General features: G+C 69.1%; 15 protein-coding genes. 6 read left to right on the forward strand and 9 right to left on the reverse strand.

All coding sequences use genetic code 11. The annotated features are described in order from the left end of the window. The first annotated feature begins 195 nt into the window (after positions 1-195). The 4 genes from AT701_RS25575 to AT701_RS25590 all read left to right on the forward strand — a co-directional run bounded on the left by AT701_RS25575 (position 196) and on the right by AT701_RS25590 (position 4,107). Positions 196-1,275 carry a cholesterol dehydrogenase/isomerase gene (locus AT701_RS25575; RefSeq protein WP_058126855.1) on the forward strand — a complete coding sequence of 360 codons (1,080 nt, stop codon included), beginning with the start codon at positions 196-198 and terminating at the stop codon, positions 1,273-1,275. Continuing rightward, entirely contained in the window at positions 1,272-2,042 is a 771-nt protein-coding gene (locus AT701_RS25580) for an SDR family NAD(P)-dependent oxidoreductase (RefSeq protein WP_058126856.1), read from the forward strand. Before AT701_RS25575 ends, AT701_RS25580 begins: the two co-directional genes overlap by 4 nt. Further along, positions 2,039-2,857, forward strand: coding sequence for an SDR family NAD(P)-dependent oxidoreductase (locus AT701_RS25585; protein WP_058126857.1), 819 nt, complete (start codon positions 2,039-2,041; stop codon positions 2,855-2,857). The genes AT701_RS25580 and AT701_RS25585 overlap by 4 nt, the downstream gene beginning before the upstream one ends. A 62-nt stretch (positions 2,858-2,919) precedes the next feature. Further along, positions 2,920-4,107, forward strand: a complete 1,188-nt coding sequence (locus AT701_RS25590) for an AI-2E family transporter (protein WP_003896637.1) — start codon at positions 2,920-2,922, stop codon at positions 4,105-4,107. On the opposite strand, the gene AT701_RS25595 is transcribed toward AT701_RS25590, so the two are convergent. Both AT701_RS25595 and AT701_RS25600 read right to left on the reverse strand, forming a co-directional pair. Beyond that, positions 4,085-4,909: a dienelactone hydrolase family protein gene (locus AT701_RS25595; protein WP_058126858.1), complete on the reverse strand. Its 825-nt coding sequence runs from the start codon at positions 4,907-4,909 to the stop codon at positions 4,085-4,087. The genes AT701_RS25590 and AT701_RS25595 overlap by 23 nt on opposite strands. 14 nt (positions 4,910-4,923) lie before the next feature. Next, positions 4,924-5,547 (reverse strand): DUF4245 domain-containing protein, encoded by a 624-nt coding sequence (locus AT701_RS25600; protein ID WP_011730406.1) that lies wholly within the window; start codon positions 5,545-5,547, stop codon positions 4,924-4,926. A 55-nt stretch (positions 5,548-5,602) separates the two neighbouring features. Between AT701_RS25600 and glpX the strand changes: the two genes are divergently transcribed. Together glpX and AT701_RS25610 are read left to right on the forward strand one after the other, a co-directional pair. After that, a complete protein-coding gene (gene glpX / locus AT701_RS25605) occupies positions 5,603-6,631 on the forward strand; it encodes a class II fructose-bisphosphatase (protein ID WP_011730407.1) in 1,029 nt (342 codons plus the stop codon). Between the two features lie 31 nt (positions 6,632-6,662). Then, a complete protein-coding gene (locus tag AT701_RS25610) occupies positions 6,663-8,069 on the forward strand; it encodes a class II fumarate hydratase (RefSeq protein WP_003896641.1) in 1,407 nt (468 codons plus the stop codon). A 22-nt stretch (positions 8,070-8,091) separates the two neighbouring features. Here the strand turns inward: AT701_RS25610 and AT701_RS25615 are convergent, their stop codons facing one another. From AT701_RS25615 to phoH2, 7 genes are all read right to left on the reverse strand, one after another. Then, positions 8,092-9,807 (reverse strand): sensor histidine kinase, encoded by a 1,716-nt coding sequence (locus AT701_RS25615; RefSeq protein ID WP_011730409.1) that lies wholly within the window; start codon positions 9,805-9,807, stop codon positions 8,092-8,094. 67 nt (positions 9,808-9,874) lie between these two features. Continuing rightward, entirely contained in the window at positions 9,875-11,281 is a 1,407-nt protein-coding gene (locus AT701_RS25620; RefSeq protein ID WP_011730410.1) for a WS/DGAT/MGAT family O-acyltransferase, read from the reverse strand. Then, positions 11,278-11,721: a pyridoxamine 5'-phosphate oxidase family protein gene (locus tag AT701_RS25625; RefSeq protein ID WP_003896644.1), complete on the reverse strand. Its 444-nt coding sequence runs from the start codon at positions 11,719-11,721 to the stop codon at positions 11,278-11,280. Before AT701_RS25625 ends, AT701_RS25620 begins: the two co-directional genes overlap by 4 nt. A gap of 71 nt (positions 11,722-11,792) precedes the next feature. Further along, the gene (dosR, locus tag AT701_RS25630) at positions 11,793-12,428 is read right to left on the reverse strand and encodes a hypoxia response regulator transcription factor DosR/DevR (RefSeq protein ID WP_003896645.1); all 636 of its coding nucleotides are present in this window, start codon (positions 12,426-12,428) and stop codon (positions 11,793-11,795) included. A 10-nt stretch (positions 12,429-12,438) separates the two neighbouring features. Beyond that, positions 12,439-13,281, reverse strand: coding sequence for a universal stress protein (locus AT701_RS25635; protein ID WP_011730411.1), 843 nt, complete (start codon positions 13,279-13,281; stop codon positions 12,439-12,441). Position 13,282: 1 nt separating this feature from the next. Then, positions 13,283-14,272, reverse strand: coding sequence for an Acg family FMN-binding oxidoreductase (locus AT701_RS25640; protein WP_058126859.1), 990 nt, complete (start codon positions 14,270-14,272; stop codon positions 13,283-13,285). A 119-nt stretch (positions 14,273-14,391) separates the two neighbouring features. Further along, positions 14,392-15,705: an RNA 5'-3' helicase PhoH2 gene (gene phoH2, locus AT701_RS25645; RefSeq protein WP_058126860.1), complete on the reverse strand. Its 1,314-nt coding sequence runs from the start codon at positions 15,703-15,705 to the stop codon at positions 14,392-14,394. Positions 15,706-15,743: the final 38 nt, after the last annotated feature.

Raw genomic sequence — 15,743 nt, forward strand, 5'->3', positions numbered from 1 at the left:
TTGATCAATGCCATCGAGGCAATTCGACGAATATTCGCGATGCGGCCTTCACACCACTACAGCGGCAAACCAGACGTTGCTGTCGGCGCGAAGGCGAACCGTTGGCCGAAACTGCACACATCACGGCCGGGGAGACGGTGACACACACCACACTGCGGTTCGCTAGGGTTGCAACACGTTCTAGCGAGGAGGCCCATGTCCGACGCCGTCTTGGTCACAGGAGCCTTCGGGCTGGTGGGGTCTGCAGTCGTCGCGACGCTGGCCGCGCAGGGTCGGCCGGTCGTCGCGACCGACGTCGGCACCCCCGCCAACCGCAAATCAGCAACCGGGCTGCCGCCGACGGTCGAGGTGCGGTGGGCCGATCTGACCGACGCCGCCGCTGTCGACACCCTCGTCGCCGACGTGGCGCCCGCGGCGATCGTCCACCTCGCCGCGATCATCCCGCCGTTCTGCTACATGCGGCGCGAGTTGGCCCGCAAGGTCAACGTCGATGCCACCGAGTCGCTGCTGCGGGCCGCCGAGGCGCGAGCCACCCCGCCTCGGTTCGTGCTCGCGTCGAGCGTCGCGGTGTACGGCACGCGCAACCCGCACAGCATCACCGACGTGCTGACCGCCGACACCCCGGTCAACCCGGTCGACATCTACGGCGCGCACAAGGTCGAAGCCGAGAACCTGGTGCGGGCCTCGCGGCTGGACTGGCTGATCCTGCGGCTCGGCGGCGTGATGAGCTCGACGTTCAGCGTGGACATGGACGTCGAACTGATCTCGCTCGAGAGCGTCCTGCCCGCCGACGGGCGGTTGCAGACCGTCGACGTGCGCGACGTCGCGACGGCCTTCGCTGCGGCCACCACGGTGCCCGTCGAAATTGCCAACCACGAGGTGCTGCTCATCGGCGGCGACCCGCAGACACACCGGCACACGCAGGCCCGGGTGGGCTCGGAAGCGGCCGAGGCCATGGGCATCCGGGGCGGGCTGCCGGCCGGACGGCCCGGCAACCCGGACGACGACCAGGCGTGGTTCCACACCGACTGGATGGACACCACCCGCGCGCAGGAAGTGCTCACGTTCCAGCGCCACAGCTGGCCCCAACTGCTCGCCGACACACGCGCCAACGCCGGCTGGAAGCGCCACCCGCTCGGCCTGGCCGCACCGCTGATCCGGGCGTTCCTCAGGTCGAAGTCGGCCTACAAGAACTATCCGGGCCGCTACGCCGATGTGTGGAACGCCGTCGAGAAACGCTGGGGCAACCCCCGACCGGATCGGAGCGAGGCATGAACCGACGCGTCGCAATCGTCATCGGAGGCGCCTCGGGTATCGGCTGGGCCAGCGCCAAGGCACTGGCCGACGACGGCTGCCGCATCGTGGTGGCCGACCGCGACGCCGACGCCGCCGCGGCCTGCGCTGCAGAACTGGGCGCACCGCACACCAGCGGACACGTCGACGTCACCGACGAAGAGTCGGTCGAGCGGCTGTTCGCCGAGGTCAGCGCGGCCGGGCCGATCGACATCGTGATCAACTGCGCCGGGTTCAGCAACGTCGGCCTGATCACCGACATGCCGGCCGAGGACTTCCGTTCGGTGATCGACGTGTGCCTCACCGGCGGGTTCATCGTCGCCAAACACGCGGGCAGGCATCTGCCGCGCGGCGGTGTGCTGGTGTCGATCTCGTCGCTCAATGCCCGCCAGCCGGCGGCCGGCATGAGCGCCTACTGCGCGGCCAAGGCCGGCCTGTCGATGCTCACGCAGGTTGCCGCGCTCGAGATGGGTGAGGCAGGCATAAGGGTCAACGCGATCGCTCCCGGCTTTGTGCACACGCCGCTCACCGCACCCGCGGCCATGATCCCCGGCGTGGTCGAGGAGTACGTCGAGAACACCGCGCTGGGGCGCGCCGGGACACCCGAGGACATCGCGGCCGCGGTGGTGTTCGTGTGCTCGCCGCAGGCGTCCTGGCTCACCGGCGAGGTCCTGGACCTCAACGGCGGCGCACACCTGCGCCGCTACCCGGATGTGCTCGGACACGTGATGAGGCTGGCGCAGGGATGAGGTTCACGGGCAAGACCGCGATCGTCACCGGCGCGGGATCCGGGATCGGCGCGGCGCTGTGCCGCGCACTGGTGGATGCCGGTGCCGACGTGCTGTGCACCGACGTCGACGCCGACGCCGCCGCACGCACGGCCGCCGCACTCGGCGCGCGGTCGGCGCGCCTCGACGTCACCGACGCCGCGGCCGTGCAGGCCACCGTCGACGATGTGGTCGCCCGCGCGGGGCGGCTGGACCTGATGTTCAACAACGCAGGCATCGTGTGGGGCGGCGACACCGAACTGCTCACGCTCGACCAGTGGAACGCGATCATCGACGTCAACATCCGCGGCGTCGTGCACGGTGTCGCCGCGGCGTACCCGCAGATGATCCGCCAGGGCCACGGCCACATCGTCAACACCGCGTCGATGGCCGGGCTGGCCGCGGCCGGTCAGCTCACCAGCTACGTGATGAGCAAGCACGCCGTCGTCGGGCTGTCGCTGGCACTGCGCTCGGAAGCCGCCGCACACGGCGTCGGTGTGCTCGCGGTGTGCCCCGCGGCCGTGGAGACGCCGATCCTCGACAAGGGCGCGGTCGGCGGGTTCGTGGGACGTGATTATTTCCTGCGCGGTCAGGGCATGAAGACGGCGTACGACCCGGACCGGTTGGCCGCCGACACCCTGGGCGCGATCGAGCGCAACAAGGCCCTGCTGGTCAAACCGCGTCGAGCTCACGCGTCGTGGCTGTTGGCGCGTCTCGCGCCCGGTCTGATGCAGCGGCTGTCGGTGCGGTTCGTCGCCGCCCAGCGCGCATCGCAGGCCCGCACGGCAAACCACTAGCCTGTCGCACCCGCTGCTCGCACCGACCGGGCGATACTGTTCACCCAGCGAGGAGGGGCCTGATGGAGAACCAGTTCACCACCACCCAGAAGCGCGCGCTGGCGGTGGTGACCGTGCTGGCCCTGCTGCTCGGCGCGTACTTCCTGCGCACGTTCTTCGTCCTGATCGTGATGGCCGCCGTGGGCGCGTACCTGTTCTCGCCGCTGTACCAACGTCTTCTGCGGCGGTTCAACTCCGGCATCGCGGTCACTCTGACGGTGCTCGCGGCGCTGCTGATGGTGATCATCCCGGTGTCGCTGATCGTGTTCCTGGCCATCGTGCAGGTGTCGCAGATGGTCAACACCGTGAGTGCGTGGGTGGCCGACACGGACCTCTCCACACTCGGTGACCGCACACTTCAGTTCATCAACTCCACGGCCGACCGCGTGCCGTTCCTCGACATCGACGTCACCCCGGAGTCGCTGCGCGACGCGATCGTCACGGTGTCGCAGCGCGTCGGCGAGTGGCTGCTCGGGGTGCTGCAGGGCGCGCTCGGCGGCCTCGCCGGTGCCCTGACCGCGTCGATCATCTTCCTGTACGTGTTCATCTCGCTGCTGGTCAACAGCGAGAAGGTGACCACGCTTGTCCGCCAGCTCAACCCGCTGGGCGAGGAGATCACCGACCTTTACCTCGCCAAGACCGGCGCGATGGTCAAGGGCACGGTCAAGGGCCAGTTCGTCATCGCGCTGGCCCAGGGCATCTCCGGCGCCATCTCGATCTACATCGCCGGATTCCACAACGGGTTCTTCGTGTTCGCGATCCTGTTGACCGCGCTGTCGGTGATCCCGCTGGGCGGCGGCATCGTCACCATCCCGTTCGGCATCGGAATGATGTTCTTCGGCAACACGATCGGCGGCATCTTCATCGTCGCGTTCCACATCCTGGTGGTCACCAACATCGACAACGTGCTGCGGCCGATCCTGGTGCCCAAGGCCGCGCGCCTGGACGCGGCGCTCATGCTGCTGGCGGTCTTCGCGGGTATCGCGATGTTCGGCTTCTTCGGGCTGGTGATCGGACCGGTACTGATGATCATCATCGTCACGACGATCAGCGTCTACCTGGCGGTCTACAAGGGCGTCGAACTCGATACGTCGACAGAACCCGACGAACCGGACAAACCGCGCGCCCGCTGGTGGTCACCGAGTTGGTGGACGCAGAAATTCGCGGCCCGCACCAGCAAGCCGGCCGCTAAGAAGCCAGCCGCTCGGTGAGGAACTCCACGACGCGCTTGCGCGCCTCGTAGGCCGGATGACCGTCGACCTCGCGGACCTCTTGTGTGAGCACCGAGTGCGCCGATTTCCCGAAGCCGTGCGGATTGCCCTTGCGCGAGTCGATCTCGATGACCTCGAACGCATCACCGAGCCGCTGCTTGAGCGTCGAGAACCGCTCACCGGGCGCCATCCAGTCCTGGCTGAACCGCAACCCGAGCGCGCACAGGCCCTCGTCGGCGGCCCGCTTCTCGACGATGGTGAGTTCTTCCTCGGAAAGCCCCGGATCGCGTTTGTGTCTGGGCGTCAACGGAAGTGGCAGGGACGGCTGGCTCAGCACCGGGGCCAGCACGCTGTCGTCGACCGCGGCCGCCAGCGCGAAACCGCCCGTGAAGCACTGCCCGATGACGCCGACACCCTTACCCGGCGTGCGGGCGTTGAGGTCGCGCGCGAGCGCGCGCAGGTAATGCGCGACGGGCCGGTCGGCGTTGGTCGCGAATGCCGCGAACTCGCGTGTCACGCAGGCCTTCACGATCACCGGGACGGCGCCGGGCCCCATCGGCGGCTTCTCGGGGGTGCCGAACAGCGACGGTGCGGCGACGGTGAACCCGGCCTCGACGAGGTGGTCGCCGAGCCCGAGCACGCCGGGATGCAGACCGGGCAGCTCGGGGATCAGCACGACGCCGGGGCCTTCGCCCTTGCGGTAGACGTCGTAGGTCTGGCCTGCCGCGGTGAACGGGGCCGCGGACCATCCGGTGAGATCGGCGACCGGGTACTCGCTGGTGTCCGAGTTACGAGCGGCCATCGCGGCTCCGTCCGTCAGCGCTGCACAGGAAGTGGCGACTGCTTCTGCGTCGCACTGGCCAGCGTACGGTACTCATCCGTACCGCCGGCGCCTGTGATCGCGATCTGCGCCGGTCCCGGCAGACGCGTCGTCCACACCGCCTCGGGGTCCTCGCTCTCGTAGACCACCCAGGTCACGCCGTCGACGTCCTGCGTGCCCGCGGCGTACGAGCTGGGCTTCATCGACGCGACGAGCGCGGACTCGTCGGCGTCGCTCTGGGTCAGGCTCATGTACATGCCGCTGGGGGCCAGGTAGCCGACGCGCGAGCTGACCGCGCGTACGTGCTGGCCGTCGGGCAGGGTGCGGCCGCCGTCGATACCGCTGCGGCCGCCGGAATTGGCCTGCCAGCCGTCAGGCAGGACGGGCAACCGGATGGGGATCTTGAGCGCTTCGGCATCGGCCTGCAGCGCCGCCGGGGCGTCGTATTCCGGGGCCGGGCCCGCACCTGGGCCGCTGCCCTGGAAAGAGCACATCCCCAGCATGCCTGCGAGCACGATGCAGGCCACGACCAGCGGAGCCATCGACCAGAACATGTCGCGGCCGTCCTGCAGTAGCCTCGACTTTTCCGGCTTCGGCGCCGGGGTTGGCTGGGTGGTCATGCCTGCCAGTATCCCAGCTCCCAAACCCCGACCTCGTTCTGGGAGAATCACGGCCATGACACCCTCGCGCGGCGAAGCACCGGATCGAAATCTGGCCCTTGAACTTGTCCGGGTAACCGAGGCAGGAGCGATGGCCGCGGGCCGCTGGGTTGGCCGCGGCGACAAGGAAGGCGGCGACGGTGCGGCCGTCGACGCCATGCGTGAACTGGTCAACTCGGTGTCGATGCGCGGCGTCGTGGTGATCGGTGAGGGCGAGAAGGACAACGCCCCGATGCTCTACAACGGCGAAGAGGTGGGCAACGGCGACGGGCCGGAGTGCGACTTCGCCGTCGACCCGATCGACGGCACCACGCTGATGAGCAAGGGTATGCCCAACGCCATCTCGGTTCTCGCGGTCGCCGAGCGCGGTGCGATGTTCGACCCGTCGGCGGTGTTCTACATGAACAAGATCGCCGCGGGTCCCGACGTCGCCGACTTCATCGACATCACCTCGCCGATCGCGGCCAACATCCAGCGCATCGCCAAGATGCGCAAGGCCTCGGTCTCCGACATCACCGTCTGCATCCTGGACCGCCCGCGCCACGCCAAGCTGATCGCCGACGTCCGCGCGGCCGGCGCACGGATCCGGCTGATCTCCGACGGCGACGTCGCCGGTGCGATCTCGGCGTGCCGCCCCGATTCGGGCACCGACCTGCTCGCGGGCATCGGCGGCACGCCCGAGGGCATCATCACCGCCGCGGCGATCCGCTGCATGGGCGGCGAGATCCAGGCGACCCTGGCCCCCACCGACGACGAGGAGCGCCAGAAGGCCATCGACCGCGGCCACGACCTGGACCGGGTGCTCACCACCAAGGACCTGGTGTCGGGTGAGAACGTGTTCTTCTGCGCCACCGGCGTCACCGACGGGGACCTGCTCAAAGGGGTGCGGTTCTTCGGCGGCGGGTGCACCACCCAGTCGATCGTCATGCGCTCGAAGTCGGGCACGGTCCGGATGATCGAGGCCTACCACCGGTTGTCCAAGCTCAACGAATACTCCGCGATCAATTTCACCGGCGACAGCTCTGCCGCCTATCCCCTGCCGTAACACACCAACAAACAAGGGACGCAACAGCACAATGGCCGACACCGACGTCGAATACCGCATCGAACACGACACCATGGGTGAAGTCCGGGTACCCAAGGACGCCCTGTGGCGCGCGCAGACCCAGCGCGCGGTCGAGAACTTCCCCATCTCGTTCCGCGGCCTCGAGCGCACGCAGATCCGCGCGCTCGGTCTCCTGAAGGCCGCGTGCGCGCAGGTCAACAAGGACCTGGGCCTGCTGGACCCCGAGAAGGCCGACGCGATCATCGCCGCCGCGGGTGAGATCGCCGACGGCAAGCACGACGACCAGTTCCCCATCGACGTGTTCCAGACCGGCTCGGGCACGAGCTCGAACATGAACACCAACGAGGTGATCGCGTCGATCGCGGCAGCCAACGGTGTGACGGTGCACCCGAACGACCACGTGAACATGTCGCAGAGCTCCAACGACACCTTCCCCACCGCGACCCACATCGCGGCCACGGAAGCCGCTGTGCGCCATCTGATCCCGGCGCTGGAGGTCCTGCACGCATCGCTGGCCGCCAAGGCCAAGCAGTGGCGCACCGTCGTCAAGTCCGGCCGCACGCACCTCATGGACGCCGTGCCCGTCACGCTCGGGCAGGAGTTCGGCGGCTATGCGCGCCAGATCGAGGCAGGCATCGAACGCGTCAAGGCCACGCTGCCACGTCTCGGTGAACTCGCGATCGGCGGCACCGCCGTCGGCACCGGCCTCAACGCGCCGGAAGGCTTCGGCGCCAAGGTCGTCGAGGTGCTCGTCAACGAGACCGGCCTGGCCGAGTTGCGCACCGCCGTCGATTCGTTCGAGGCGCAGGCCGCGCGCGACGGGCTGGTCGAGGCCTCCGGTGCGCTGCGCACCATCGCGGTGTCGCTCACCAAGATCGCCAACGACATCCGCTGGATGGGCTCGGGCCCGCTGACCGGCCTGGCCGAGATCCAGCTGCCGGACCTGCAGCCGGGCAGCTCGATCATGCCGGGCAAGGTCAACCCCGTCCTGCCCGAGGCCGTCACGCAGGTGGCCTGCCAGGTGGTCGGCAACGACGCGGCGATCGCGTTCGGCGGTGCGTCGGGCGCCTTCGAGCTCAACGTGTACATCCCGATGATGGCGCGCAACCTGCTCGAGTCGTTCACGTTGCTGTCCAACGTGTCCCGGCTGTTCGCCGAGCGCTGCATCGACGGCCTGGTGGCCAACGAGGAGCGCCTGCGGGAGCTCGCCGAGTCCTCGCCGTCGATCGTGACGCCGCTGAACTCGGCGATCGGTTACGAAGAGGCCGCCAAGGTCGCCAAGCAGGCTCTCGCGGAGAAGAAGACCATCCGCCAGACCGTGATCGACCGTGGCCTCATCGGCGACAAGCTGAGCCTCGAGGAACTCGACCGTCGTCTCGACGTGCTCGCCATGGCGCGGGTCAAGGACGGCGAGTAGGGGTCACCTTCCTCTCGCGACTTCAGTCGGGGAGCGGCGCGGTCCAGCGCAGGATCGTGCCGCCGCCCGGGCGGTCGATGATTCTCAGCTCGCCGCCGCATTGGTCCGCGCGCTGACGCAGGTTCGACAGCCCGCTCTCGGTGACCGGTCCGCTGATGCCCTCACCGTCGTCGGTGACCTCGATGGACAGATCGTCCTCGACCTTGACGCGCACCGTGAGTTCATTTGCCCCCGAATGCCTCACGACGTTGCTGACGGCCTCCCGCAGCACGGCCTCGGCGTGGTCGGCCAGCTCGGCGTCGACCACCGACAGCGGCCCGACGAACTGACTCGTGGTGTGCAGGCCCGCGCCGGAGAACTGGGCGATGGCCTCGTCGAGGCGTTGCCGCAGCCGCGTTCCGCCGGGTGCGGTGTGGTGCAGATCGAAGATGGCCGTGCGGATCTCGGAGATGACGGCCTGCAGATCGTCGACGCAATCGGCGATCCGCTGCTGCACCTCGGCCGAACGTGCGCGCGGGATCGTGCCCTGCAGCGACAGACCCACGGCGAACAGACGCTGGATCACGTGATCGTGCAGATCGCGTGCGATACGGTCACGGTCGGCCAGGATGTCCAGTTCGGACATGCGCCGCTGCGAACTTGCCAGCTGCCACGCCACCGCGGCCTGATCGGCGAAACCGGTCATCATCTCCAACTGTTCTGCGGTGAAAGGCCGTGCGCCCGAACCCTGCACGGCCACCAGCACGCCTGCCACGGTGTCGGTGGCGCGCAGCGGCAGCACGAGCGCCGGGCCGCCGAGCCCCGGCCCGTCGAGCACGTCGAGCCGCCGCGGGGCGCGGTCCCGGAATGCCTGCCCGATCGCGTTGTCCTGCACGGGGATCGCGGAGGCTTCGACCTCTGCGGGCACGGCGCCGGCGACCTCGACGATCACCAGTTCCTCGGCGGCCGAGGCGTCGGGATCAGCGGGCACCGCCACCAGGGTCCCGTCGGCGCCGGTGAGTGTGAGCGCCTCGGCGGCCACGAGGCGGAACACCGTCGCCGGGTCGGTGCCGCTGAGCAGTTGGGTGCCGATGTCGCGCGTCGCGGCGATCCAGGCCTGGCGCGCCTGGGATTCCTCGTAGAGACGTGCGTTGTCGACGGCGATGCCCGCGGCCGCGGCCAGCGCCTGCACCAGCACCTCATCGTCCTCGCTGAACGGTTGCCCGTTGGTCTTCTCGGTCAAATACAGGTTGCCGAACACCTTGTCCCTGGTGCGCACCGGAACGCCGAGGAACGTGCGCATCGGCGGATGGTTGGGCGGGAACCCGACCGAAGCCGGGTGCAGCCGGATGTCATCCAGCCGAATGGGTTTCGGATCGTCGATCAGAACACCGAGCACGCCGCGGCCCTCAGGCAGCGGGCCGATCTCCTCGCGCACCTCGGGTGTGATGCCCTCGTAGATGAACTCGATCAGATGATGGTCCTCGCCGCGCACGCCCAGCGCGCCGTAGCGCGCGTCGACCAGTTCGATCGCGGTGTGCACGATGGTCCGCAGCGTCACGTCGAGTTCCAGACCCGAGGTCACCACGAGCATGGCCTCGACCAGGCCGTCGAGCCGGTCGCGGCCTTCGACGATCTGCTCCACACGGTCCTGGACCTCGCTGAGGAGCTCCCGCAGCCGCAGTTGCGACAGCGTGTCGCGCAACGGCGTGCGCTGGTCGTCGTCGCGTCGCGGGTGGTGGCCGTTCACGCCCCCCATGCTGGCATTTCCGGCGGCGGGACACCAAAGCTTCCACACTTTCGTCGGATCCCGGCACAACACGGGACTACGCCAGCTCGCCGGGCACCAGCGCGAGGGTGCCCAGCGGTGTGCTGCGGATGTGCGCCACGGCGATCTGGGCCAGTCGCGCGACGGCCTGTTCGATCCCGGCCGCCACCGCGTCGACGTCGATTTCGGCGTCGTAGTCGGAGATGATGCCGAACGCGAGATGGTCGGCGTAGCTCAGGATTGCCACCGCAGTGCGCATCCGCATGGCGATCGGCGGCACCGGCAGCAGCCGGATGACCTCTCGCCCCAGGATCGTGACGCGGCGCCGCGGCCCGGGCACATTGGTGGCCAGCATCGCCACGCCACGCTGCGGCAGCCGCGTCAGGGCACGCACGGCCCAGGCGGTCAGCGGGAACGGCACCGCGGCGGCCATCGTGACCAGCGCGCTGCCTGCCTGGCGCTGTCCGCTCGCCTTGGCCTTGCTCAGCCGTGTGTGCACGGCCTGCAGTTGCGCCACGGGATCGGCCTGGTCGACGGGCAGGTTCGGCAGCATCACCGACACCTGGTTGGCCCGGTCGTTTCCCGCGCCGGCCGGCGGCCGCACCGACACCGGCACCAGGGTGGGCAGCGCGTTGGGGCCGGGAGCGACGCCGCGTGCGATGAGCATCGAGCGGAAACTGGCGGTGATCGCGGCCAGTGCCACGTCGTTGACCGTGACGTCGAACCGTTCGCACACCCGCGCCACGTCGGCCAGCGACACCTCGGCCGCGGCGAACCGGCGCCGCGCGGTGACCGGACCGGTCAGCGACGACGGTGCGGGGGTCAGCAGGCCGCTCACGATCTCTCCCGCGCCGTGCAGAACCTTGCCCGCGATACCGGTGACGTCCATCGCGGTACGCCACGCGCCGGTCACCCAGTCGACGGGGTTGAGCGAGAACGGCGCCTGCCGCGGCGCCGGCGGCGGGGCGTGTGGCACGGAAGGCTCCGGACTGTCGTCACACAGCCTGGTGAGCAGGTGCGCGGCCGCGACACCGTCGGCGACGCAGTGGTGGATCTTGATCAGGATCGCCCAGCGGTTGGCGGGCAGCCCGTCGGCCACCCAGCACTGCCACAGTGGGTGGTCGCGGTCCAGGCGCCGTTCCATGACCTCGGCGACCCAGTCGTGAAGCGCCGCGTCGTCACCGGGCCGCGGCAGCGCCGCGCGCCGGATGTGGCGCGTGATGTCGAGGTGCGGGTCGTCGACCCACTCCGGTGCACCGAGGTCGAGCGGCCGGGTGTGGAGTACCTGCCTCAGCCGCGGCACCGACAGGATCCGTTCGGCCAGAGTGGCTTTCAGCGTTTCGAAGTCGGGCATGGGTCCGGCCATGACCGCGACGGCGCCGATCGCGAGGCTGACGTTGGGGTCGGAGTCCTCGGCTTCGAGGAACCCCGCGTCGAGCACGGAGAGCTGTTCGGGTGCGGTCATGAGGCGTCGGCGGTGGGCTCGGGGCCGAAGCGAAAGCGCCGCCCGGTGATCTGCGTGGGCAGCACCCGGACCCAGTGCGTCTTGGCGGTGGCGGTCCACGGCAGCAACTCGGCCCGCTGCGCCTCGGCGAGGTCGGCCTCGTCGCGCACGGTCCTGGCGACGCCCCGGACGATGACGCTCCACCCCTGTTCGACGTCGTGGTCGTCCGCCTCGAACAGCACGTTGTTGTTGATGGCCGCGCTGACCAGCTTGGTGCCCTCCGCGGTGCGGAACAGCACGGTGCGGTTCTGCACCACGAAGTTGATCGGGAAGATGTGCGACGTGTTGTCCACCGTGGTGACGATGCGTCCGAGCGCGACGCTCTTCAACAGGTCCCAGCACTCGGTCGCCGACAGGATCGTGACCGCGTCACCGGCCGTCGTGGTGATCTGATCGCTCATGGATCTGACGCTATGGCTCGATGGCCCGGGTCTCTACGGGCGAAGTCCCCGATCCGAAGGGACCAAAGGCCCTAGTTGCGCCGGTCCAGTTTGGACGCGAACACCGCGGCCTGCGTGCGACGCTCCATGCCGAGCTTCGCCAGGAGCCTCGACACGTAGTTCTTGACGGTCTTCTCGGCCAGGAACATGCGCGCCGCGATCTGTTTGTTGGTCAGGCCCTCTCCCAGCAGGTCGAGCAGCACACGCTCCTGCTGGGTGAGGCCCGAGAGCGGATCGGAGCGTTCGGCGTCGCCGCGCAGTTTGGACATCAGCGCGGTGGCCGCGCGGTTGTCCAGCAGGGACTTGCCCGCGCCGACGTCCTTGATGGCCTGCGCGAGTTCCATGCCCTTGATGTCCTTGACCACGTATCCGCTCGCGCCCGCGAGGATCGCGTCGAGCATCGCCTCGTCGGAGGTGAACGACGTGAGCATCAGGCAGCGCAGATTCGGCATGTGCGACAACAGGTCCCGGCACAGCTCGATGCCGTTGCCGTCGGGCAGCCGCACGTCGAGCACCGCGACATCCGGCTGCGCCGCGGGGATGCGCGCGAGCGCCTGCGACACCGAATCGGCCTCGCCGATGACGTCCAGTTCGGGATCGGCGCTCAGCAGGTCGATGAGCCCGCGGCGCACCACCTCGTGGTCGTCGACCAGAAAAACCCTGATCATCTCCCGAGTCTCACAAGCGCTGCTGCCGATCGCAAGTGAGCAGTGAGCACCCGGCGTCGACGAGCGCACCCAGAGCCGCGGGGTCCGTGACGTCCCCGGCCCGGTTGAAACGTTCCGCGCCGACGACGATGAGTTGCACGGTCTGCGGGTTCGCCGCGACGTAGTCGGCCGTGTTGCCGTGGTCGGTGATGAGCTCGAGATCGAGTTCGGGATACCGCTTGCGGTAGCGGGTCATGCGCCGGTCGAGCTGGGACTGGGCCAGCCGGTTGCGCTCCTCGGCGACCTTCTCCTCGTACAGTTCGCGATGGCGGTGCTGCCACGTCGTCATCACCGAAAGCGGTGCGTCACGCAGGCGGGCCTCGTCGACACCGGTCTGCAGCGCGGTGCTCGCCGAGGGCCTGCCGTCGAACTCGACCAGGATGCGCCTGCCCTTGCCCGGCGTCGCGACCACGGCCACGGGGCACTGCGCGGATCTCAGGACCGCGCTCGCCACCGAACCGATGCCGCCGCGACCGGCCTGTGTGAGACCGCTGGCCCCCACGCACAGCAGCGGGGTGTTCTGTGATGCGGCGATCAGCGCCTCGATCGGCTTGTCCTGCACCACTTCCAGCTCGATCTGGACGGGCTGCTCGGTGGACTCCACCGCGACGCAGGCCTGCCGGATCGCGACTTCGGCGGTGGCCAGCGCGCGTGCCGAGTTCTCGTGGTCGGCGCCGTTGTCGTCGGGGTGGACGGCATAGATCAGGCGCAGCGGGACACCGCGGCTCAGCGCCTCCTTGACCGCCCAGATGGCGGCGTCCACGGCGGGTTGCGATCCGTCGATTCCGACGATCACGGGGCGTGCGATCGACATGTCAACTCCTCGGGCGAACTTCGAGAAATGCGTCGACGGGGCGACGCGGGGTGGGCGGCGGCACCTCGTCGAGTGCGGGGGCCAGGCCGATGCGGACGAGAACCTGGGGGCAGGCGTCGCGCACGATGAGCCTGCCGATGATGTCGCGGCTGGTGTGCAGTTCGGTCACGTGCGTCACCGGGCACGTCGCAAGGCCTGACATGGTGCATTCCAGCAGTACCTTCGACAGGCCCTCACCGGCATCGAGGGCGTCCTCGCGGCTGTAGCCGTCGGTCGAGAGCACCACGATGGTCGCGGCATCGTTGTTGAGCGCCGGTCGCCTGCTGCTGTGCGGGGCGACCGGGAAGTCGCGGGACACCGCGACGCGTTCGCTTTCCTCCGCGGAGATCAGCGCCGTCTGCGGAATTCCGTCTTCGGTCGCGAACGGTGTTGTCCACCAGGCGAGTTCGGAATGGTAGGCGGCGTCGTAGAGCCGCAGCGACTCGGTCAGCGCGGCGGCCTCGGCCACCTCCTCGCGCACGACCTCACCGAGGGTGTCCATGTGTACCGGCCCGTCGCCGAGGCGCGCACGCAGCAGCGTCTCGAACGCGTCCCAGTCGACGTAGGCCGACATCGGCAGCCGGTCGGTGCGCCTCGCGAGGATGGCGTCGGCGCGCTTGCGGTGCCCTTCGGTGACGAACTGCAGCGGCCGGAAACTCAACGTCGCCAGGTGATCCCGGTCGTTCGGGTTCGGGAACCGCTGCACCTCGGTGTCCCAGCCCGCCGCCGCGAGCGCGACACGCAGGTGGTCGAGCAGCACGCCGCAGCTCATCACGGCCTCGCGCGACGAACGGTCCGTCGAGCGCACCACCCGGCTGGGGTCGAGGAACAGCTTCAGCTCGCCGTCCTCGGCGATCAGGCGCCACGGCTGGGTGTTGTGCAGCGACGGGGCGCGCGCCGCGAGCTGCACGGCGTTGGCGAGGGTGGCAACGTCGAGCCTGGTGTCGGACATGCTTCCAGCCTCGTCGCGCGAGGGCCCAACGGTTAGGGTCTTTGGTCCTCACCTGGATGCGACACCGGTCTCACGGTGTCACACACCGTTGTTCGCGCCACCCCCGCCTGTGTCGAGCATCAGGGCAGGGCGCCGGGGCTGATCTCCTCGAGCATCTCGGTGACCAGCGCGGCGATCGGCGAGCGTTCGCTGCGCTGCAACGTCACGTGGGCGAACAGCGGGTGCCCCTTGAGCTTCTCGATCACCGCGGCCACGCCGTCGTGGCGTCCCACCCGCAGGTTGTCGCGCTGGGCGACGTCGTGGGTGAGCACCACGCGCGACCCGGCGCCCAGCCGGGACAGCACGGTCAGCAGCACGTTGCGTTCGAGCGACTGCGCCTCGTCGACGATCACGAACGAGTCGTGCAGAGAGCGCCCCCGGATGTGGGTCAGGGGCAGCACTTCGAGCATTCCGCGGGAGAGCACCTCGTCGAGCACCGCGGGGCTCGCCAGCCCTTCGAGGGTGTCGAACACCGCCTGCGCCCACGGGCCCATCTTCTCGCTCTCGCTACCGGGCAGGTAGCCGAGATCCTGACCACCCACGGCATACAGCGGGCGGAACACCACGACCTTGCGCTGCGTGCGGCGCTCCAGCACGGCCTCCAGGCCCGCGCACAGCGCGAGCGCCGACTTGCCGGTGCCGGCCTTGCCGCCCAGCGACACGATGCCGACGGACTCGTCGAGCAGCAGGTCGAGGGCGACGCGCTGTTCGGCTGACCTTCCCCGGAGGCCGAACACTTCGCGATCACCACGGACCAGCTGCACCTTCTTGGCCGCGTTCACCCGTCCCAGCGCGTGCGAGGTGCCACCGAGCAACCGAATGCCGGTGTGGCACGGCAAATCTCGCGCCTCGGCCAGGTCGATCTCACCGTCGGCGAACAGCGTGTCGATGTCCTCGCCTGCGACGTCCATCTCGGTCATGCCCGTCCACCCGGACACTACGACGTCCTGTGCGTGGTACTCGTCGGCCGCCAGGCCCACCGCACCGGCCTTGACGCGCAGCGGGATGTCCTTGCTCACCAACGTGACGTGCTTACCCTCGGCGGCGAGATTGGCCGCGACCGTGAGGATCCTGGCGTCGTTGCTGTCGTTGCGGAACCCGGCGGGCAGCACCGACGGGTCGCTGTGGTTCAGCTCGACGTGCAGTGTGCCGCCGCGTGTTCCGACCGGGACCGGTTGGTCCAGGCGGCCGTGTTCGAGTCGCATGTCGTCGAACATCCGCAAGGCCTGCCGCGCGAACCAGCCGAGTTCATGATGGTGCCGTTTGGCCTCCAACTCACTGATGACGACCAGCGGGACCACCACCTCGTGCTCGGCGAACCGGGTGCATGCCCAGGGATCTGACAGCAACACCGAGGTGTCGAGCACATAGGTACGGACAGCTTGCTCAGTCACGTGGCGCTCCTAGGGGAACGGCGCTCTTCATGCGGCCC

This window comes from Mycolicibacterium smegmatis, assembly GCF_001457595.1.
Lineage (GTDB): Bacteria > Actinomycetota > Actinomycetes > Mycobacteriales > Mycobacteriaceae > Mycobacterium > Mycobacterium smegmatis.

Excerpts from the sequence above, each read along its gene's own strand:
- AT701_RS25595 (WP_058126858.1), bottom strand. The coding sequence starts at position 4,909 with ATGGCCGCTCGTAACTCGGACACCAGCGAGTACCCGGTCGCCGATCTC.
- AT701_RS25580 (WP_058126856.1), top strand. The coding sequence starts at position 1,272 with ATGAACCGACGCGTCGCAATCGTCATCGGAGGCGCCTCGGGTATCGGC.
- glpX (WP_011730407.1), top strand. The coding sequence starts at position 5,603 with ATGACACCCTCGCGCGGCGAAGCACCGGATCGAAATCTGGCCCTTGAA.
- AT701_RS25600 (WP_011730406.1), bottom strand. The coding sequence starts at position 5,547 with ATGACCACCCAGCCAACCCCGGCGCCGAAGCCGGAAAAGTCGAGGCTA.
- dosR (WP_003896645.1), bottom strand. The coding sequence starts at position 12,428 with ATGATCAGGGTTTTTCTGGTCGACGACCACGAGGTGGTGCGCCGCGGG.
- AT701_RS25620 (WP_011730410.1), bottom strand. The coding sequence starts at position 11,281 with ATGACCGCACCCGAACAGCTCTCCGTGCTCGACGCGGGGTTCCTCGAA.
- AT701_RS25575 (WP_058126855.1), top strand. The coding sequence starts at position 196 with ATGTCCGACGCCGTCTTGGTCACAGGAGCCTTCGGGCTGGTGGGGTCT.
- AT701_RS25610 (WP_003896641.1), top strand. The coding sequence starts at position 6,663 with ATGGCCGACACCGACGTCGAATACCGCATCGAACACGACACCATGGGT.
- AT701_RS25625 (WP_003896644.1), bottom strand. The coding sequence starts at position 11,721 with ATGAGCGATCAGATCACCACGACGGCCGGTGACGCGGTCACGATCCTG.
- AT701_RS25585 (WP_058126857.1), top strand. The coding sequence starts at position 2,039 with ATGAGGTTCACGGGCAAGACCGCGATCGTCACCGGCGCGGGATCCGGG.
- AT701_RS25590 (WP_003896637.1), top strand. The coding sequence starts at position 2,920 with ATGGAGAACCAGTTCACCACCACCCAGAAGCGCGCGCTGGCGGTGGTG.
- AT701_RS25615 (WP_011730409.1), bottom strand. The coding sequence starts at position 9,807 with ATGGGGGGCGTGAACGGCCACCACCCGCGACGCGACGACGACCAGCGC.
- AT701_RS25635 (WP_011730411.1), bottom strand. The coding sequence starts at position 13,281 with ATGTCGATCGCACGCCCCGTGATCGTCGGAATCGACGGATCGCAACCC.
- AT701_RS25640 (WP_058126859.1), bottom strand. The coding sequence starts at position 14,272 with ATGTCCGACACCAGGCTCGACGTTGCCACCCTCGCCAACGCCGTGCAG.